This is a genomic window from Taklimakanibacter deserti (genome assembly GCA_003574785.1).
Map to the genome: position 1 here is coordinate 291,369 of QORU01000003.1, position 19,584 is coordinate 310,952.

General features: G+C 63.9%; 15 protein-coding genes. 8 read left to right on the top strand and 7 right to left on the bottom strand.

Annotated features, from left to right (window positions below; all coding sequences use genetic code 11):
- Window positions 1-5: 5 nt before the first annotated feature.
- The 3 genes from DS839_RS07525 to DS839_RS07535 form a co-directional block, all read right to left on the bottom strand.
- The gene (locus tag DS839_RS07525) at window positions 6-296 is read right to left on the bottom strand and encodes a cysteine rich repeat-containing protein (protein WP_119269679.1); all 291 of its coding nucleotides are present in this window, start codon (window positions 294-296) and stop codon (window positions 6-8) included.
- A gap of 3 nt (window positions 297-299) precedes the next feature.
- The gene (locus tag DS839_RS07530) at window positions 300-1,181 is read right to left on the bottom strand and encodes a sterol desaturase family protein (protein ID WP_368911315.1); all 882 of its coding nucleotides are present in this window, start codon (window positions 1,179-1,181) and stop codon (window positions 300-302) included.
- A gap of 74 nt (window positions 1,182-1,255) precedes the next feature.
- On the bottom strand, window positions 1,256-1,555 hold the full coding sequence (locus tag DS839_RS07535; protein ID WP_368911316.1) for a hypothetical protein: 300 nt from the start codon (window positions 1,553-1,555) through the stop codon (window positions 1,256-1,258).
- Window positions 1,556-1,744: 189 nt separating this feature from the next.
- On the opposite strand from DS839_RS07535, the gene DS839_RS07540 reads away from it, so the two are divergent.
- Window positions 1,745-2,458 (top strand): response regulator, encoded by a 714-nt coding sequence (locus tag DS839_RS07540; protein WP_119269681.1) that lies wholly within the window; start codon window positions 1,745-1,747, stop codon window positions 2,456-2,458.
- On the top strand, window positions 2,458-3,828 hold the full coding sequence (locus DS839_RS07545; RefSeq protein WP_119269682.1) for a sensor histidine kinase: 1,371 nt from the start codon (window positions 2,458-2,460) through the stop codon (window positions 3,826-3,828). The genes DS839_RS07540 and DS839_RS07545 overlap by 1 nt, the downstream gene beginning before the upstream one ends.
- Before the next feature lie 6 nt (window positions 3,829-3,834).
- Here the strand turns inward: DS839_RS07545 and DS839_RS07550 are convergent, their stop codons facing one another.
- Complete coding sequence (locus DS839_RS07550) at window positions 3,835-4,269, bottom strand: SRPBCC family protein (RefSeq protein ID WP_368911317.1); 435 nt, start codon at window positions 4,267-4,269, stop codon at window positions 3,835-3,837.
- Window positions 4,270-4,375: 106 nt separating this feature from the next.
- Here DS839_RS07550 and DS839_RS07555 point away from each other — a divergent pair, with 106 nt between their 5' ends.
- On the top strand, window positions 4,376-5,722 hold the full coding sequence (locus DS839_RS07555) for a type I glutamate--ammonia ligase (protein ID WP_119269684.1): 1,347 nt from the start codon (window positions 4,376-4,378) through the stop codon (window positions 5,720-5,722).
- An 8-nt stretch (window positions 5,723-5,730) separates the two neighbouring features.
- Here the strand turns inward: DS839_RS07555 and DS839_RS07560 are convergent, their stop codons facing one another.
- The 3 genes from DS839_RS07560 to DS839_RS07570 all read right to left on the bottom strand — a co-directional run bounded on the left by DS839_RS07560 (window position 5,731) and on the right by DS839_RS07570 (window position 14,627).
- Complete coding sequence (locus DS839_RS07560) at window positions 5,731-10,374, bottom strand: GMC family oxidoreductase (protein WP_119269685.1); 4,644 nt, start codon at window positions 10,372-10,374, stop codon at window positions 5,731-5,733.
- Window positions 10,375-10,403: 29 nt separating this feature from the next.
- Window positions 10,404-13,436 carry a hypothetical protein gene (locus tag DS839_RS07565; RefSeq protein ID WP_162918368.1) on the bottom strand — a complete coding sequence of 1,011 codons (3,033 nt, stop codon included), beginning with the start codon at window positions 13,434-13,436 and terminating at the stop codon, window positions 10,404-10,406.
- 432 nt (window positions 13,437-13,868) lie between these two features.
- Window positions 13,869-14,627: an SDR family NAD(P)-dependent oxidoreductase gene (locus tag DS839_RS07570; RefSeq protein ID WP_119269687.1), complete on the bottom strand. Its 759-nt coding sequence runs from the start codon at window positions 14,625-14,627 to the stop codon at window positions 13,869-13,871.
- Window positions 14,628-14,737: 110 nt separating this feature from the next.
- Between DS839_RS07570 and DS839_RS07575 the strand changes: the two genes are divergently transcribed.
- The 5 genes from DS839_RS07575 to DS839_RS07595 all read left to right on the top strand — a co-directional run bounded on the left by DS839_RS07575 (window position 14,738) and on the right by DS839_RS07595 (window position 19,565).
- Window positions 14,738-16,150, top strand: coding sequence for an aldehyde dehydrogenase family protein (locus DS839_RS07575; RefSeq protein WP_119269688.1), 1,413 nt, complete (start codon window positions 14,738-14,740; stop codon window positions 16,148-16,150).
- Window positions 16,128-16,952 carry an N-formylglutamate amidohydrolase gene (locus tag DS839_RS07580; RefSeq protein WP_119269689.1) on the top strand — a complete coding sequence of 275 codons (825 nt, stop codon included), beginning with the start codon at window positions 16,128-16,130 and terminating at the stop codon, window positions 16,950-16,952. Before DS839_RS07575 ends, DS839_RS07580 begins: the two co-directional genes overlap by 23 nt.
- 1 nt (window position 16,953) lies before the next feature.
- Window positions 16,954-17,550, top strand: a complete 597-nt coding sequence (locus tag DS839_RS07585; RefSeq protein WP_119269690.1) for a helix-turn-helix domain-containing protein — start codon at window positions 16,954-16,956, stop codon at window positions 17,548-17,550.
- A 102-nt stretch (window positions 17,551-17,652) separates the two neighbouring features.
- Window positions 17,653-18,414: an ABC transporter ATP-binding protein gene (locus tag DS839_RS07590; protein WP_119269920.1), complete on the top strand. Its 762-nt coding sequence runs from the start codon at window positions 17,653-17,655 to the stop codon at window positions 18,412-18,414.
- Window positions 18,405-19,565, top strand: a complete 1,161-nt coding sequence (locus DS839_RS07595; RefSeq protein ID WP_119269691.1) for an ABC transporter substrate-binding protein — start codon at window positions 18,405-18,407, stop codon at window positions 19,563-19,565. Before DS839_RS07590 ends, DS839_RS07595 begins: the two co-directional genes overlap by 10 nt.
- The last annotated feature ends 19 nt before the right edge of the window (window positions 19,566-19,584 follow it).

The window sequence follows — 19,584 nt, forward strand, 5'->3', positions numbered from 1 at the left end:
GGACCTCATTGCAGCGGAGCGTCCGCCTTGTCCTTGGCCGTGAGCAAGGCATCGCGGCAGGTGGTCGATAATTCGCCGGCATGGTTTTGAAGACAGGCAATGACACGCCCGCCACCTCTCTCGACGCCACTGCAGAACTTGCGGAAATCCGAACGACAGGCGCGCGCCATGGCTTTGACCTGAGCCTTCATCTCGGGCGAGGCCTGGCTTTGCGCCGAAGCTTCGAGCGCGCCCAGGGTGAGGAGCGCGCACAGGATGGTGATGCCAGCGCTGCGGCGAGAGGCGTTCGTTCTCATCTTTCATTTCTCCCTGGTTTGGATTCGATTGGGTGTCGAAGGCTGCACCGATCCCGGCGCCGCGAATATCGCGCTGAGCTTTGCCGACAGCGTCGAGGCACTTCTCACATCGCGGAACAGGCTTATCCATTCGCCGAAGGCGATGCGTAGCGGATTGAGCGTCGCCGTGCCACCCGCCAGGCCATAGCGCAGCCTGTCGCCGCGCGGCGCTTCGGCGAGGGTGCCGAACAAGCGGTCGAAGACAATCAGCATGCCGCCATAATTCTTGTCCAGGCAGGCAGGGTTCGAGGCGTGGTGCACGCGGTGATGCGCCGGTGTGTTGAGAACCCATTCGAGGGGGCCGAGCGTCGGCACGAGCTCGGTATGGAGGAAGAACTGGTAGAACAGATTGACGCCCAGCATCGCGACGATGGCAAAGGGATGAAAACCGATCCAGGCGAGGGGCAGGAAGAACAGGAAGTTGCCGGTGACGTTGCCCGTCCAGCCAAGCCGGATCGCGGCCGTGAGGTTGAGCCTGGTTGCGGAATGATGGACCGAATGCGTGGCCCAGAGGAAGCGGATGCGGTGGGCGGCGCGATGATGCCAGTAATAGACGAATTCGGTCGCCAGGAAGAGGGCAGCGAGCGTTGCAAGCGCGAACGGATCGAAGTCGAAGAGGCGGTGATCATAGATATAGGCGAAGGGTAGGGCGATGAAGCCGGCTTCGAGAGCGCGCACGATCTTCTGGCCGGTCGCCACGGCGAAGGAAGCTGCGGTTTCGGCGAGATCATGGGTGTCCGTGTCGTGATGCACGAGCCGGCTCAGCATGTATTCGAGGATCATGAAGCCTAAGGCGATGGCGAGAATCGTCAGGCGCATCGCCGGATTGGGCAGGATAGCGTCCATCGTCACGCGCTCATGGATTGGAGTTTCACAGAAATCCGGGCGGGCGGGGTAGACCCGCCCGGACGGGAAATGGATCAGCGCGCGACCCATCCCCAGCGGCGGAAGCTGCGGCCATAGGGGCCCGTGGTGACACTTCTGCCTCTGCACACGCCATGGGCGCAGCGCATCGCACCCTGAGTGGTCCAGCTCTGGCCATTGGGACCGGTGCGCGTGACCTGGCGGGTGCAGACGCCGGCGTAGCAGCTTCCCGAGCCCTGCACGGTATAGGTGCCACGTGGACCGGTGGCGCTTCCCTCGCGCGTCCAGGCATTGGCATCGGCGGCGGCCATAGAGAGGGTGACAACCGCGGCGGTCACGGCGAATAGCTTGAGCATCGTTCTCGTCTCCTGATGTTGGCTGGGCCCTTCAGAAAGCGGCCATGCGCAGGAGGTTGCGGCGGCCATGTCAGCCGGATTTGACCGGCAAGTCGCATTTTGTATCGGCCTGTCAATCGCAGGTAACAGTTTGTAAAAATGGCGCGTGGATCCTTGCGCGAAAGGCCGCGATGCCGGAAAAGCGCCAGAATGACCAGGCCTGCCACGATCCTCATCGTCGAGGATGATTCCGATATCCGCCGGCTCGTGAGCGAGCTGTTGCGCAAGGAAGGATTCGGTGTCGAAACGGCGGAAGACGCTTCCGGCATGGATGCGGTGTTCTCGCGCCTCAGGCCCGATCTCGTCATCCTGGACCTGATGCTGCCCGGCGAAGACGGATTGTCGATCTGCCGGCGCATCCGCCAGAAAGATCTGCTCCCCATCCTGATGCTGACGGCCAAGAGCGACGAGATCGACCGGGTGATCGGCCTCGAAATGGGCGCCGACGACTACCTCGTCAAGCCCTTCGGCCCGCGCGAATTGCTGGCGCGGGTGCGCGCACTGCTGCGCCGCGCCCAGGCCGAGCCGCGTCCCGCCCCATTGCGGCGTCTCGCCTTCGACCGCTTTGTCATCGATCTCGACGCGCGCCAGGTCAGCGATGCCAGCGGCGGCACGCTGACGCTGACCAGCGCCGAGTTCGATCTCCTCGCCTGCTTCGTGCAGCGGCCGCGCCGGGTCCTCTCGCGCGACCAGATCCTCGACTGGATCCGCGGGCGCAGCACCGATCCGTTCGACCGTACCGTCGACATGCTGGTGTCGCGCTTGCGCAAGAAACTCGATGCGGCAAGCCCAGGCTCGTCGCTCATCAGCACGGTGCGCAATGGCGGCTATCTGTTCACCGCTCCGGTCAAGGTTCAACCGTGATGAGGCGCATCAGCCTTGCCGCACGCATCACGCTCATCGTGATCATGGCAATCATGGCCGTCTGGATCGCGGCACTCGGATCGTCCTACCGCTCGCATGATTTCCTTGGCGAAGATGCGCGGCCGCAGCCACGCCAGATCGCGGCACTGCTCGATCTCATCGAGCGCGCGGCGCCTGAGCAGAGGCCACTGGTTCTTGCGGCATCGAGCTCGAATCTCTTCGCGGCACGATTGGCCGCGGGTGAGAGGCTGGCAAGCGACAGCGGCGAAGGCCGGCCCGCCGATGCGGACATCCTCAAGATCTATGAAGCCGCTCTCGGCGGCCGTGCCTTCCGCATCATGGTCATGCCCGCATCGCCCGCCGAACGGCGCTATCCGCGGCTCTTCGGCAGGGTCGCCAATGCGCTCGAATTCCGCATCGCGCTCAAGACCGGCGAGACCCTGATCATCAGCACCAGAAGCCCGCTGGCGCTCTCGCGTTTCGGCGTGCCGGTCGGCTTCGGCGCCGGAATGCTCGGGACTTTCATCGCGCTTATCGCTCTCATTACCATGCATCGTGCATTGCGGCCGCTGCGCAAGCTCGCGGCGGCCGTCGACCGCATGGAGCCTTCCGGCACGCCCCTGGCGCTCGCCGAGCCCAAAGGCGGCGCGCCCGAGATCCGCGGGCTCATCGCCGCCTTCAACCGCCTGCAGGCACGATTGTCCCAGCTTCTCCACGCCCGCATGGCGCTGCTCGGCGGCATCTCACATGATGTGCGCAGCTTTGCAACGCGCTTGCGCCTGCGGGCCGATCTCATTCCCGACGAGAGGGAGCGCGAACGCGCCATTGCCGACATTTCCGACATGATCCGGCTTCTCGACGATGCCCTGCTGGCGAGCCGTGCGGGTGCAGGCGAACTCGCCCAAGAACTGGTAGAGCTCGGCGAGATCCTGCAGGCCGAAGTGGCGGACCGCCAGGCGCAAGGATCGGCGATCGATCTCAATGTGGAGTTTGAGGCCGCGGAGGCGCCGGTCCTTGGCGATCGCCTGGCGCTCAGGCGCATCATCTCCAATCTGACCGACAATGCGCTGAAATATGGATTTGCCGCCCATCTCAAGCTCGCGCGCGAAGGCGAAAGCCTGGTGCTCAAGGTCGATGACGATGGGCCGGGCATCCCGCCGAACTTGCGCGATATGCTGCTCGAGCCTTTCGTGCGGCTGGAGACGTCGCGTAGCCGCCGCACCGGCGGTGCCGGTCTTGGCCTCGCCGTCGCAACCAGGCTGATCGAGGCGCATGACGGATCGATCACGATCGGCGACGCCACCTCGGGCGGCACGCGCATCACCGTTCGACTGCCGATCTTCGTGCCGAAGGCTAATGCCGCAGCGTAGGCAACCTCACTCGGTATAGGTCGCGAGATTTGCGAGCGTCGATGCCATGCCGACCGCGTGATCCTCGGCGCTGATGCCTGGGGGCACATTCGCGCAAGTGATGGTGACTTCGGTGCCGCCGGCGACGGGCGCAAGCGATGTCGTCACCGTCATCTGGCCGGCAAAGGCCGGATCGTCGCTCTGAAACTCGATCAGCTCGACGACGCGCCGGTCAGGGACGAGCTCGAGAAATCGCCCTTCGAACATATCGGCATCTTCGGACGTCTTGCCGCGCGTGCCGGACCGTCTCTCGGCGTAGATGAACGACATGCGGAAGCGTCCGCCCGGGCGGGCATCGAAAGCGTGGACCTCAGCCGTCATGCCTTTAGGCGGCCGCCACCGCACGATGGCGGCGGGATCGAGCAAGGCCTCATAGATCCGGCTTGGCGATGCCTTGATCATCCGAGACGCCCTATCTGTGCCGGTACCCTCCATGCCAGAAAGATGATGAACCGGCGGCGCGACTGTTGCAATAATCGCCGGGGACAATGACCACAGGAGACGCTGGATGGCCGATCAATTGGGGCGGCAAGGCACGCTCGCCGAAGCGCTGGAGGCGATCGGCGCCGACATCGTCCATGTCGGCGTGTTCGACTATGCCAGCATGTTCCGCGAGCGCCGGCTGCATCGCGAGGACCTGCTCACGGGCGCCGATACGGCCGTCTTCGCCAATGTGCCGCTCAAATGGGATCAGGGCGAGACCATTCTTTTCCCCGGCCCCTATCGCAGCGAAACCGTCTCCTATGATGCGGCATCGCTGCGGGCCTATCCCTTCGAAAAGAACGCCGCGGCGCTGGTTGCCGATTATACGGGACCGCAAGCGGCGATCACGCCGCGCCGGGTCCTGGGCGAGCAGGTGGCGAAGGCGAGAAGCCTCGGCTTCGACGTGCACGCGGCCTATGAATTCGAGTTCATCGTGCTCAACGAGACGGCTGAGACGCTCAGAGCCAAGGGCTTCGCCAATCTCGATCCTTATGCTCCCGATAATCGCTGCTGGTCGGGACAGACGGCGGCGGCGCAAGCGAGCTTCGTGAGCGATCTCGAAGATCTCCTCACCCGCGGCGGTATCGATCTCTATTCGCTCAGCGTCGAATTGGGGCCTGGTTGCTTCGAAGCGACGCTCAGGCACCGCGATGCGATGCGCGCGGCCGACGATGCCGCCTTCTTCCGCCTGTTCACCAAGGCCTTCTGCCGCCAGCGCGGCCTCACCGCCTCCTTCATGGCGCTCACTGGTGCGGGCTTTCCGGGCATCGGCGGGCATATCGCTTTGTCGCTCCGCGAGCGCAAATCGGGCCGCAATGTCTTCGGCGACCGGAGCGACGCGCAGGGGCTTTCGCCTCTGGCGAGATCCTTCCTCGCCGGCATCATCGATGGCGTGCCGGAAGTGTTTCCGATGATCGGCAATACGGTGAACGCCTATCGCCGCCTGGCGCCGGGAAGCTGGGCGCCGAAAACGGTGAGCTGGGCGCCTTACAACTATGCCGCGGCGGTCAGGATCGCGGCCGAGACTGAAGAGATGACGCGTCTCGAATTGCGCCTGCCGGGCAGCGATCTCAATCCCCATCTCGCTTTGGCGGCGATGCTGGGGGCGGGTCTCGACGGGCTCGAGCGAAAGCTGGCGCTCGCCGCGGCACCCATCGCCTCCGGCGGGCCCAACGAGATTCCGGAAGGCGTCGAGCGCCTGCCGATCGATCTCCTCGCGGCGACCAAGAAATTCTGCGCCAGCGCCAAGGCGCGCGCCCTTCATGGCGATGCCTTCGTCGACCACTATGCCGCGATCTGCGAAGCGGAGGACGCAGCGCTGCGCAAGGCGGTCAGCGCCGCCGAAGTCCAGCGCTATCTGGAGGGCGGCTGATCTTCTTCTCAGGCACCCATCGTGTCGGCCATGGCACTTGCCGCGGCGGGCGAATAGTTCCTGTCGAAGATGGCCCGTCCGGCACTTTCGCCGAGCGATCTGTAGCTTTCCCACTGGTCGTCGTCGAAGAACTGATCGAATGTCGATTGATTAGGAAAACTGGGGTGTGAGAGGGCGTAGTTGCGAACATCCACCGCGATCCTTGGGACGAGGCTGGCCTTGATAAAGAGAAGCCAACTGACCTTCTCCGGCTGATCGGCGTAGGAAATGCGCGCCAGGGCGGCAAAGGTCTGACTGTCGCGCTTGATCTGCTGCAGGCCGCCAATCGTCTCGGGGTTGCTGATCAGATCCTTGATCCAATCCGGTATGGCGTCCGGCGCAGCGGCGTCCAGAGCGGCCCATCTTCCCGCCTCTTGTATTTTCGTGCTCGGATCGAGCCAGAGGAGGTCGGCATTGAAGTCGAGACGCACCTGGCGCATCAGGATGGCGAGGTCGTCCAACGCATAGCGCTCGTCGCGAGACGCATCGACGGCGATCATGAACGGCAGGCGGCGCCGGATAAGCTCGTAAACGCCGGAATTCTCGAAATGTCCGCCGTCGCTCAAATACCAGTGTTTCGCCGAAGGTCCTTCAAAGGAGTCGCGCCATTCGTTGAGAAGCCTCGACTGGACCGCAAAGAGAGCGGAAGGAAACGACTTTATGCGCCGCCAGATATGGGGCGGGTAGCGGCCGGGCCGCTTGCCCGGAGGTATGCCGCTGTCCCACCAATAACCCAGGCGAACATTGAGCAGGCCCAGCAAGAGCGACAGCGGCAGGCTGCTGACGCGTCCGGCACCGGTGGTGAAGGCCGCCGCGGATATGGCCAGCCAGCGTCCCAGGCTCAATTGCTCGACAGTCGCCTTGTCGCCGTCGGAGCGGGCGAGGACATGGAACATGTGGGGATCGGGCGCCGCCGGCAGCGCCCGGACGTCGATCACATTGTCTTGCTGATCGGCAACGGGCGGCTGCCAGAGCGCGTGGTACTGACGACCGACGCTCACGCCCTCAGGCCCGACACACATCGGCAAGCCCTTGTTCTGCCGAAGCTGGCGTCCGGAGACATGATCGACGGTCTGGTTGATGCAGACATTGATCAGATGCAGCGGTCCGCCATTTTCCTCGGGGTGGTATTTGCCGAACACCACATCGTCGTCCTGGCTCGAAACATGGACCGGCACCGGCGGCGTGGTCCCCGTCGGGTGCACGCGCAGATCATTGGAGGCGCCCAGGAAGGTGCGCACCAGCTTTTGCGTGAGATGCTGTTGCAACGAAGACAGATTGAGGAAGTTCAGGGCCCGGCCAAGCGCCAGCGAGGTGGCAAGCGCCGCCACGACGACCCAGATGCCGACCTGGCGGTCGGTGAATACGGCATGCGCGACCACATCGACGGCGAAGAACAGGAGAGTGGCAAGCGTGAAGGCAAGCACGTTGACGGTGATCTTGCTTGCCAGCCGTCCGGTCGTCGGATTGACGAGGTCAGGGATCATGGTGATGGCGAGCTTGCGGACAAAGGGCAGGAACGGCGCGCCCACCAGGGCGGCTGCTCCCATGGCGGGCCCGACCGACAGGATCGACGCCTTGCGTGCGAGCGAATCGACGATGACGAAAGCCACCATGCCTGCGAATATCAGCAGGAACGTGCCGAGCGTGCGGGTCAGGCGGTTGCGGTGGAGGGTTGCCGAAGCGAGATCGGGATCGCCGGGTGGGTCGCCCCAGCGAACGACGTCCTGCCAGAGCCAGCCTACCAACAGCACGGCTATCGCCAGCAGCCCCAGAATTTCGACCCGGGCAATGCCGATGGCGGCCACCGCGCAGGCGAGAAGCACGAACCACACCAGCACCGCAAAAGCGGAATAGGGTCGCTGCGCGCGAGGTCTGGGCGTCAGCCAATAGGCGACGGCAAGCGGCAGCACGGCCAATACGAGCACGAGCGCCGCCACCCACCACCATGGCGAGACGGTAAACCCGCCGATCGTCCAATCGGCGGGACCTGAGGTGAATATCCAATCGGATAGAAATCTGAGGCCGCCCAACAGGCCGAGGAGGAGCGTGCCGATACAGAAGTAGACGGCGACGAAATTCCGGGCGAGCACCGCGAGATTCGCTTCGAGATCGGATCGTCCGGCCCCGCCGAGATAGTTCGCATTCCGCCGCAGCCACCAGATCTCGGCCGAACGCGGGTTGGCGAGGATCGCCTCGATGCGCCCGACCTTGTCGAAGACCAGCGGGGCAATCTGGGTATAGAGACGGCCGAGAAATCCACCGGCATAGCCGCCGCCCGAGACGGTCGAGAGAAAATCCACCCGGCGGAGGATTTTTGTCGCGGCAAGCGCTTGCAGCATGCCGAGACAGTAGGTGGCGCTGCGGATGCCACCGCCGGAGAGCGCCAGACCGACGCTGTCCTCCGGCAAGCTCGTTGGCTGATAGCGGTCGGAAACCAGGTTTTCCGCGAGCATGGCACGCCGCTGCTGAACTGCGGTCGCCTCGCGCTGCTCGAGCTCGCTCGGATAGATGGCGGAGTCGGCAATGATCGTATCCGCCGCCTTCTCGGCGATCATGAACACCGGCGTCACGATGAAATAGCCGGGTATTCTCGGGAAGACCGAGGCGTCGACGACGCGCAGGTTGTTGACGCCGTGGACCCGGAAGCGGCTGTCCAGCACGGCACCTCTGTCGTTCAAGAGCGCCGCATCGGCTTGCCAGGGATCGGGCCCGATCCGGCATGTGCCGCAGGCATGATGGCCCCATGCCTCGTCCTGCACCCACTTCTCGAGATCCGCCGAACCATCCGCGAGTTTAGGACCCGGCTGTACTTCCGCCTTCATCGCCTTGATCTTGGCGTTGATTGCACGCATCCGTCCGATCGCGTCGCACAGGGCCTGGGTATCGGCCTCCTGGCGCGCTGAATCCTTGCTGAAGGAGTTGAAGTTGATCTCAGGCGTGTCGAAAGGATCGCCGGTGCGCAGGCTTACGCTGCCGCGATTGTTGTCGGTGTAGGCCTTGAGGATGACCCAGGTCCACAGATTGCGCTGCTCGGTATCGGCGCCCATCGTTCGCCTGAGCAACTCTTTCGACCAGTTCCAATAATAGCCGCGAAAGGCGGCAGGGACGCCGAACACGAAGAGGTCCGGCTTGCTCTTGCTGCTGGCGAAGGGTGACGCCAGCATCATCGCCAAGGCCCCGCCATTCGTGGCATAAAGCCCGGTCTTGTCCGCGAGCCACTGCTTGCGGACCGGATCCGCGGCATCACCGGGCGTGAAGCTCGCGTCCTTCAGGGTGACGAACTCCGTCTTCATCTCGGAGACCACGCTGACCTCATAGCGGTCCTGAAGATTGGCGCCCACACCCGGCAGGTCGACCAGCGGTGCAATGCCGAGTTCTCGCAGCTTTCGGGCATCGCCAATGCCGCTCAGCATCAGCAGCTGAGGAGTGTTGAACGATCCGCCGGAAACGATGACCTCGCGGCGGGCAAAATATTGCACCATTCGCGGCGGGCCGGCCTGCTTGGACTTCGGGCTCGCGCGGTACAGGAAGGGCTCATGCGCGACTTCCACGCCGACCGCCCGCGGCACCGAATCCTTCCTGTCCTTTTCGAAGAGAATGCGAGTGGCATGGGCGCCCGTCACGATCACCAGACGGCCGGGATGCTCCGCGGCGACCTTGAGCAGCCATTCGCGCAAGCCGGAGCGCTGCTTGCCGCTGGTTCCGATCGAGATCAGCGAGAGGTGGGGGCGGGGATCCGCCTCGCCATCGGTTTGCGCTCCCGTCCTGCTGGTGCGCACATTCGGATCGAGAAATTGTATGATCTGGAGGCGGGCGACGGCCCGTTTCAGAAGCGATCGCTCGCCCTTGCCGGCGAGCGCCGACCAGATGATATCGCGCAACAGGCCGAGGAAGGTGCGGTCCCCACGCGCGATCCCCGCGATCACCAGGGGATCGATGAAGCTCGTCGGCTGCCACCCCTTGAAGCCATGACCGTTCGGATCGAGCTCGATCCTCGGATTGATGTAGGCGGCGACGGCTTGCACCAGGCGCAGGATGCCGCCGAGGATGCGGCCGAGAAAGCCCTTGTAGACGGCATAATAGAGACAATTCTCCAGCTTCGGAAAATAGCCTTGCATATTCTCCGAGCGCCACGATTCGTCACCGGTCAGCTGGGCGATCTCGTCCCAATCGGAATCATTGGGTCGTATCATGATCATCGCATGGTGCGATGTGCATCCGCCAAGGGCGGCGGCGCGCGGATAGAAGATGCCGCCCTTTCCCTCGCCGCCATTGGCCGAAGGATCCCTTGCCGCCTGATACTTGCTGTCCCGCTCCTGGCGCTGATCGTCGTCATAGTGCCGGACGGAGAATTCCCAGCTGGTTGCCGGATCCTCGGTGGCGGCGCCATTATAGGCGGGCACCTGGTAGACCTCGGGCACATCGCTCTTTTCCGGATCGAGACCGGCCTCGATGACGAGAACGCGCCGGCCGCTCAAGGCGAGGCGCGCCGCCAACGGCCCGCCGCCGGCTCCTGAGCCCACCACAATGTAATCGAATGGCGTCGTGCCGGGAGAAGTAGCCGGGTCGGCGGCCGGATTCGGTTCAACCTGCTGAGAGTCCAATGCCATCGCCCAGGTTCATCTCCAGCGTTGAGGGATCAAAGGGTTTTCAGGAATGCCTTGAGCTGCTTCTTTTCTTCATCCGTCAGCGCTTCGGCAAACCAATGACCGCGATCCAATACGAAGTCGGGACATTTGCTCGCCCTGAGCAGGGGGACGGCGGCTTCCGTTTCGAAGGCCTTGAGTGCTTCCCCGTCCGAAAGCTGCTCCTTGCGAATGCGCAGGATGCCGCGGGTCACGCCGAAGGCGGCCTCGAGCAGATCGCCGCGCGCCGCTTCCGGATTGAGATTCATGAGCAGATTGACCGGCGTGCCCTTGGGCAGCGGCCCGATATTGAGGTCGCCGAGCCTCCCGTTCACGAAGGCGTTGGCCTGCATGCCGGCGAAAGCGGCGAGGCCTGCCAGCACGACAAACAGCACAGGAGCGGTCCAGCGCCTCTGCGGCAGCAGCCAAAGCAACAGCGCCGCCACCGCCGCGATCCCCGGCACCAGCCAGAGCCAGGGATAGACCGAATCGACGCGGCTATAGCGCAAGAGGACCGCAATGAGGACGGCGATGAGGGCTAAGGCGAAGCCGGCATGGCGCTGACGGGCGACGAGGGCAAGAACAAGTGCCGCGAGGCCCAATCCGATCCAAAGATAGGTGGTGAGGACGTTTGTCAGGAACGGGCCGAGCATGCTTTCGGCGAGCGGGCGGATGAAGTTGGCGGGAAAATCGAACCCGGTCGCCTCGGTCGTGCGGTAGATGAAGCCTTGGTCGCCTCCGGCCAGGTCCTTGTGGTCCCAGCGCAGATCGCCGGGCCGATCGTTGGCGCTCGGGATGCGCCTGGCTTTCCACAGGATCTTGTCGATGCCGTCCTCGAAGGCCCGCAAGCGGCCGGCGATCGAAGGATCATGCGTATACTCGCCGAGCGCGTTGTTGTGGAGGAAAGGCGCCGTCGCCCACAGGCTGATGAGCGATGCCGGACGATAATAGCCAGGTCCCCCCGCGGGTGGATAATAGACATCGTTATTGCCCCAGGCATCGACAGGCTTGCCGGAATAGGGGTTGAAGAAACGCACCGGTCCCACCGCCGGCAGGTTCTTGTAGGTTTCGGACGAGAAATTGTCCCACATCTGCCCGCGCATGGCGTTGGTGGCGACGGCGCGCGCGGAGTTGGTCCCGACCAGGGTTACCGGCACCCGAATGTCGGTGGAGAGGAAGTTATCCTTGATGAAAGGGTCGGGAACGCTCGCTGCGCCGGCGAGGGCGGCGATCTGTTTCACATAGCCGCCATAGGCGGTACTCTTGGTGAACTCCGTCCAGTCGGCGTAATCCATGGGCAAGGTCAGGCTCGCCTGTCCCGTCGCGGCTGAAGCGTGCTGGCGCCAATCGCGCGAGAAGCGGAGCTCGAATCCGGACGGCTGCTTGCTCGAATGACAGACGGCGCAATTCTGGACGAAGACAGCCCGCCCTTTGCTCGACAGATCGCGCTCGGCATCGATCATGGGCCTGCCGATCACGGTGTCGGCAAGATACATGGGCGAAGCCACGTTGCCCCCGGTATTCTTGTCCTTATGGGTGAAGAATGCGGCGAGATACGGAATGCGATAGCGCTCCGCCGTCCGCCAGTAGACGGAGTTCTTGAGCAGCGTCGAGACCGTGAACGGCCGTTGCGGCTTGAAGCCGATCACCGTGTTGTGGAGGCGCTTCCATTCCTCGGAATAGGTGCCGATATTGACATAGACGCGCGACAGCGCCCCGAAGACGCCGATGCTGTCGGAGCCGTCGACGAGGACGCGCGGCGTATGCCGCGGATTTGCCTTGGGCTGCGGATCCTCGACATGCGGCACCATGAGGTTGGATGCGCTCTGCTCTTCGGGCGGATTCGCCAGCGCCCGATCCAGGCGCGCCGGCACATCGAAGATCGCCGTGATGGTGTTGGAGTTGTTGATGTGGTCGGTGCTGACGAGCGATGTGTCGATGGTCCCCGGTTGCTGGCTGGCCAGGAACTGATACAGAAAACTGTGCGGCTTTTTCAAATTCGTGAAGGTCTTGACCGGCGTCCAATATTGATCGCCGATGACGCTCGACAGGTCGGACCATTCCGGGGCCTCGACATTGGCCGGAGGGCTGAGAGGATGCGGCCCGACATGGCAGAAGCCGCATGACATGCTGACCCGGAACGGGCGCACGAGCTTGGGATCGGCATTGATCGAGGATTCGGTGTAATAGGCATCTCCCGCCGCCTGCTCGACGCGCTGGTTCCAATAGTCGCGCGCGTCCCGGGCAGCGGGCGTGTTTCCGAAGAAATCCGGATTGGGGAACAGCCGCAATCCGACGATGCCCGAAGGATAGCCGTAGATCGTGGTGTCGAGGCCGTCATCGGCGAGCTGCGCCAGGACCTGCTTGTATTTTTCGGGCTCGCCTGGCGTGAACAGCTCGCGGCCGGCGTGATTTGGCGGCAGCGCCGGGCGGACGACCGGCTCGGTCTTGCCGGCGTCGATATCATTGTCAGCCTGCTGCAGCCGGATCTTGTCGCCGTCGGCCTGGTCGAGATAGAGGCCTAGCACCTTCTTGTCGGTCCGCGCTTTCATTCCCGGCTGGTTGATGAGGCCTGAGTCCTTGAAGCGGCTGCCGCGCTGGCGCGAATCCATGAGAATGAGGAAATCGGCGAGGCCATAGCCATGCTGCTGCACCCACCCCCAGAAGACCTCATTGCCTTCGCCCCACAGGAGCCAGGTGTTCTTGCCGCGAATGGCATTGCGCGCTTCAGGTGAGACCTTGTTGTCCGCGTCACGATAGTTGAACGGCCTCAATCCGCCGGGCGTGCCGTCGGACACCCGGTCGACCTGGCTGAAGAGATCGCGCTGCTCGGACGGAAAACACTGCTCGTTGCGTTTGCTGATGGGTGTTCCGGCCTCGGTCATGCCGCCTTGCGCTTCATCCGGCGGCGCGGACACGTCGAGCTGATCGGGGGCGCTGTCCCAGCCCGGCTGCGTGGCCGGCGGCAGCGATGCGGCGGGATAGGCGTTTTCCTCCGCCGCTGCCACAGAAGACGCAGCGAGGATGCCCGCCAATGCCAGGGTCATGATGGATGCTCGCAAGGCGATGGTCGAAAGAGCGCGCAGACTTCTCGACATGATCAGGTGAGGCACCGCGAATCCTCCCGAAGAAAGAATATCGTTGGCACATATCGCCATCAGGTAATGTGAGATTCGTCACAACGCCGATGGCACGACAGACCACATCACGCCCGGCCAGGCTGGCGCCGGCACATTCTCATGACAAAACAGAATTATGCCCGAACTTGCGGTGTTACACATCCCTTAAAAAGGGACGCCGCGCGTCGCCGCGCGTTTCACTGCGCCACAAGAGCACGATCGTTGCCGTGTTGTCCAAGAGGTGTGCACCCGCGTCTCATGCCGAATGCGAGACGTTGCTACCTGCCAACGCAATTGATGAAAAAATGAAGCTTTTTGGAACAGTTTCCAGTCGACACTTGTGTCTCCTGGCGCCGGGCCTCAGTGCAAGAGCACGCCGCCGTCGACGACGAGATCGACGCCGGTGATGAAGCCTGCCCCGTCGGAGAGCAGAAAGAGCGCGGCATTGGCCATGTCATCGGCGGTGCCGATGCGCTTCAACGGCACGAAATCGGCGACCTGGCGGCGGATCTCGTCAGTGTCCCAGCGCGCCTGCAGCGGCGTCAGCGTCGGGCCCGGACAGACGCAGTTGGAGCGGATGCCATCGGCGGCGAGCTGCATCGCGAGCGAGCGCGACATGGCGGAGACGGCGGCCTTCGATGCCTGATAGGCGTCCTGCGGCTTGAGGTCGCCGCGCATCCATTGGATGGTGGAGAAATGGACCATGGCGCTGCCCTTGCTCTTGCGCATGAAGGGCGCCGCGGCGCGGCTCGTCAGCACCATGCTCTTGAGATTGATGTCCATCACCTCGTCCCAGACCTCGAGGTTCATATCGAGCAGCGACTTGTCGCGCCCGAACCACAGGACGCCCGCGACATTGGCGAGATAGTCGAGCCGCCCACTGCGCTCATAGGCGGCGGCGACCGTCTGCTCGACAAAGGCAGCGTCGCGCAGATCGCCCTGCGCGTAGGCGATGAGCGATCCCGCCGCCTTGAGGCTGTCGGGGCAGGGCTTCACGTCGATGGCGGTGACCGCCGCCCCGGCTTTGGCCAAAGCGAGCGCGATGGCTTCGCCCATGCCGCCCCCAGCACCCGTCACGATGGCGGCTCGCTTCGAGAAGTCATAGCTTGGTGCTGGCATCAGGGGTTTCCTTCCGGTTTTATGGCGTCGATCGCTTAATACGAAAAAATTTTCCATTTTCGATAATTCATGTAAGCTGCCGCCGTCAATGGCTTTCGGAAAGGGCAGCAATGAATATCGCGGTCACGGCGGATGAGGGGCAGGCTTTCGACGTCGTGTCCCCCGTGGACGGCAAAGTCTACATGAAACGCCGCTATGCCGGCGCGCGCCAGATCGAGGCGGCGCTCCGGCGCGCCGAGGCGGCCGCCAAAGACTGGGCCAGGACGCCCATCGCCGAACGCCTCGCCCTCGTCGATCTCTTCGGCGAAGAGATGGCCAAGCGCAGCACCCGGCTCGCCGAAGCCCTCGCCTGGCAAATGGGAAGGCCCTTGTGGCAGGCCGACGAGACGCCGCGCCTCAGGCTGGTCGGCGAGCTCATTGGGCAAGCGGCGGGGGCGCTTGCTGATGAGGAATATGAAGCCGATCCCGGCATCCGCCGCTTCACCCGCCGCGTGGCGCACGGCGTTACCCTGTCGATCTGTGCCTGGAACTATCCGGTGGCGATGCTGGGCTATCTGGTGTCGGCCCCGCTCGTCGCCGGCAATGTCGTGCTCCTCAAGCATTCGCCGCAAACGCCGATCATCGCCGACATCGCGGCCGAAGCCTTCGCGGCGGCGGGCGGTCCCGACGGCGTCTTCCAGGCGCTCGACATGACCCATCCCGACGCCGAGGGCCTGATCGGCTCGGGCCGCCTGCGCGCGGTCCATTTCATCGGATCGGTCGCGGGCGGCCGGCAGGTCCATGCCGCGGCCGCCGGCACCTTCACCCATGTCCATCTCGAGCTCGGCGGCAAGGATCCCGCTTATGTCCGTCCCGATGCCGATCTCGACAAGGCGATCCCGCTCCTGATCGAAGGCGCCTATTCCAATGCCGGGCAATCCTGCTGCTCGGTCGAGCGGCTCTATGTGCACGAGGCGATCGCCAAGCGCTTCATCGACGCCTTCACCGCGCAAGCGGCGCAGGTCACGATCGATCATCCGATCACCGGCAAGTCTTATATTGGTCCGGTCGTGAGCAGCGGCGCCGCCGGCACGATCCGCGGCCATATCGAGGACGCGCTGGCCAAGGGAGCGAAACGCATGATGCCGCCCGGACGGTCACGCGCCGGGGATTTGGGCGAGGCCTATGTCGAGCCTGAGGTCCTCATCGGCGTCGATCATCGCATGCGCGTGATGCGCGAAGAGACCTTCGGTCCGGTGGCGGCGATCCAGATCGTCCGTGACGATGCCGAGGCCGTTGCCCTGATGAATGACAGCGAATATGGGCTCAGCGCCAGCATCTGGACGGGAGACCATGAGACGGGATTGCGGCTCCTCGATGAGGTCGAGGCAGGCACGGTCTATCTCAACCGCTGCGATCATGCCGATCTCTATCTGCCCTGGGGCGGCGTCAAGAATTCGGGCCTCGGCCGGATGAACGGCCGCGAGGGCTTGAGGCAAGCAAGCGATATCAAGGCCTATCATGTCCGCACCGAATTTGTCTGAGAGCGAAAGGTCGGCGCTGGCGGAAGCGGCGGTCACGCTTGGCGGCGGCAGCGGCGCCCTTGCGCCTTTGCTTCTCCTCTGTGAGCATGCCGGCAACGAAGTGCCGGCCCCCTGGCGCGATCTCGGTCTTGCCGCCCCTTTCCTCGCCACGCATTTTGCCGGCGACATCGGCGCCGGCGCCTTGACCAGGCTCATGGCGGCCCGGCTCGGCGCGCCTTTCGTGCTGGGGAATTATTCGCGGCTGTTTCTCGACCTCAACCGGCATCCTTCGGACTGGGACTGCCACAGGCCCGATATGGGCGGCATACCGATCCCCGGCAATCGCGACATCGCGGCCGCCGACAAGGCCTTGCGCGAGGCGATCGCGCGAGTGCCGTTCGACAGGGCGGTGAGTGGATTGCTGGCGGCGCGGCCGGCGGTGGTGTCGGTGCACAGCTTCACACCGGTGATGGGCGGCAAGGAGCGTGGGACCGAGATCGGCGTGCTGTGGCGCGAAGAATGCCGGATGGGCGCCGTAGCACTTGAAAGCCTGCGCCGGCATGGCGGCTTCGTCATCGGCAGCAACGATCCCTATGACTGGCATAGTTCGGAGGGCCATACGCTCAACCGGCACGGGCTCGACCTTGGCCTCGCCTGCCTCTATCTCGAGATCCGCAACGATCTCCTGACGAGCGATGAGGAACGCCGGAAAGTGGCGGACGCATTGGTTCCGGCACTCGAAGCTGAGATCCGGTTCATGGACTTGAGATCGCCAGGAGCGATAGAAGAGCCTTTGCCGGCGACGAAAGGGAGCATTGCCTGAGGTGCGCGCGCAGACCGTCCTAGCCAAGATCCGCGAGATCAGAAAATCCAAGGGCCTCACCCTCGAAGAGCTGAGCCAGGCCTGCGGGCTCTCGGTCTCGCAGCTGTCCAAGATCGAGAACGGCAAGGCTCGGCTGACTTTCGATATCGCTTTGACGCTTTCGGGCGTGCTGAGGGTGCCGGTCACCGCTTTCCTGTCGAGCCCGGCCGAAGCCCCCATCGCGCGCCGGTCGATCACCCGTGCCGGCGGAGGCATCGTCCATGACACGCCGGGCCTGCGTTTCGAGGTGCTGTGCAGTGACTTCAAGGAAAAGCGAAATGTCTTCTGGCGCGTGGTGATCACCGCCCGCAGCCTCAAGGAGGGCGGCGGCTGGCGCAGCCATCCGGGCGAGGAATTCCTGCATGTGCTCGAAGGCAGGCTCAATCTCCATACCGAGCATTATGAGCCGGTGCTGCTTACACCAGGCGACAGCATCCTGTTCGATGCCGGCATGCCTCATGCCTATGTGGCGGAAGGGGAAACCGATGTCGTCGTGCTGATGTCGAACACGGTGCCCAGCGAAGCCGGCCTGCCCAAGACGCCGGGGTCGAGGCGTTAAATTTTTCCAAATTAGAAAATTTATTGCATTTTGGAAAGCCTGCTCCTAACATTGCTTGTGGACGCCACGAAGAGCGTCGCGAGGAAAATCAGGAAGAGGGCCGTGCTGTCGATCGCCGACGTCAGCAAAAGTTTCACGGGCGTGCGCGCGCTGCGCGGCGTCAGCTTCACTTGCGCCAAGAATGAGATCCTCGGCCTCATCGGCCCCAATGGCGCCGGGAAATCGACGCTGGTCAATGCCATCAGCGGCGTCCTCAAGCCGGACACCGGATCGATCCGGTTCGATAACATGGAGCTTGCCGGCCGCGGGCCGGAATTCGCCGCACGGCTCGGCGTCGGCCGCACCTTCCAAAATCTGCGGCTCTTCCCCACGCTGACCACGCGCCAGAATATCGAGGTCGGCCTCATCACCTGCCGCCGCCACCGGCCGGATGTGGCGCGATCGATCGACGTCAATGTGCTGATGGACCAGTTCGGTCTTGCCGCCGACGCCGAGCGCCCGGCGGGAACCTTGCCTTACGGGCAGCAACGCCGGCTGGAACTCGCCCGCGCGCAAGCGCTCGGCGCGAAGCTGCTTCTGCTCGATGAGCCCGCCGCCGGCATGAACGACTATGAGACCGCGACGCTTGCCGCAACGCTCCGCGCCATCCGTGACAGAAGCGGTGCCGCACTTCTCGTCATCGATCACGATCTGCATTTCATCATGACGGTATGCGACCGCATCTGCGTCCTCGACATGGGCGAGGTGGTGGCGGTCGGCCCGCCCGAGGCCATCCGCCGCGATCCCAAGGTGGTCGAGATCTATCTCGGCGCCGCCGACATGAGCGAACAACAAACGAAACGGGAGGATAAGACATGGCACTGAAGAGAGTTGCGCCGCTTGCGGCGCTGGCGCTCGCCACCTTGGGAGCGCCCTGGGCATCGGCCGCCGACACCGTCAAGATCGGCATCGCGGTGTCGCTGACCGGACCGCTGACGCCTTACGCCGAATCCGAAGGCATGCGCTGCATGGCCGAACGCGTGAACAAGGCGGCTGGCTCCGACGATCCGAAAGTGGAGATCATGGTCGAGGACAATCGCTCCGATGCGCAATTGTCGGTCTCGCTCGGGCAGAAATTCCTCGATGCCGGCGCCCAAGTCATCACCGGCCTGCCTTTCCCGGACGCGCTCATCCCGATGACGACCATGGCCCAGACCTATGGCGTCACCGTCTATTCGGCACCCAATACGCAGGTCGAGATGCAGGAGCTCGGCACCGACAATTTCATCGCCGGCGCCGTTCCCGATCCGATCAATGCCGCCGCCACCGCTGCGGTGGTCTACGGCAAGGGTGCGCGCAAGGCAGTGCTCCTTACTTCGGAAGATTCGGGCTCCTGGTCGGCCAAGCTGCCGATCTGGTTCGGCGAGGCCTTTACCAAGGCCGGCGGTGAGGTGGTGGGCAAGCTCAGCTACAATTTCGGCATCTCCGACTGGTCGCCGCAGATCGCCAGCATCAAGGCGCTGCCCGACAAGCCCGATGTCATCCATGTGAGCGGCATATTGCCCGATGTCGGCATCCTCATTCGCCAGTTGCGCGCCAATGGCTATGACGGCTGGATCGCGGGCTCCGACGGCTTCGATGATCCTTCGCTCGAAGCAACCGTCGGCAAGCCGCAAGATCTCGACAAGGTGGTCTTCGCCACCCATGGCGTGATCGGCAATGGCGGCGCCATCGATCAGTTCCTCAAGGACTGCAAGGCGGGTGGCTTCAAGGTCAATGGCATCTTCGATGCGCTGGGCGGCGACATGGTGGCGGTGATCGCGGCGGCGGCGAAGAAGGCCGGCAGCGTCGACCCGGTGAAGCTGCGCGAGGCGATCCGTGCCCCCGGCGGCTATCCCGGCATCACCGCCGAGACCATCTCCTTCGCCGAGAAGAAGAGCTATCCGGTCAAGACCGTGCCGGTGATCGGCTTCAGCGAGGGCAAGCGCACGCTCATCACCGATGCCATGCCGCCCAACATCCCCTATCTGAAGTGATCGGGGCCGCGGAGCCGCA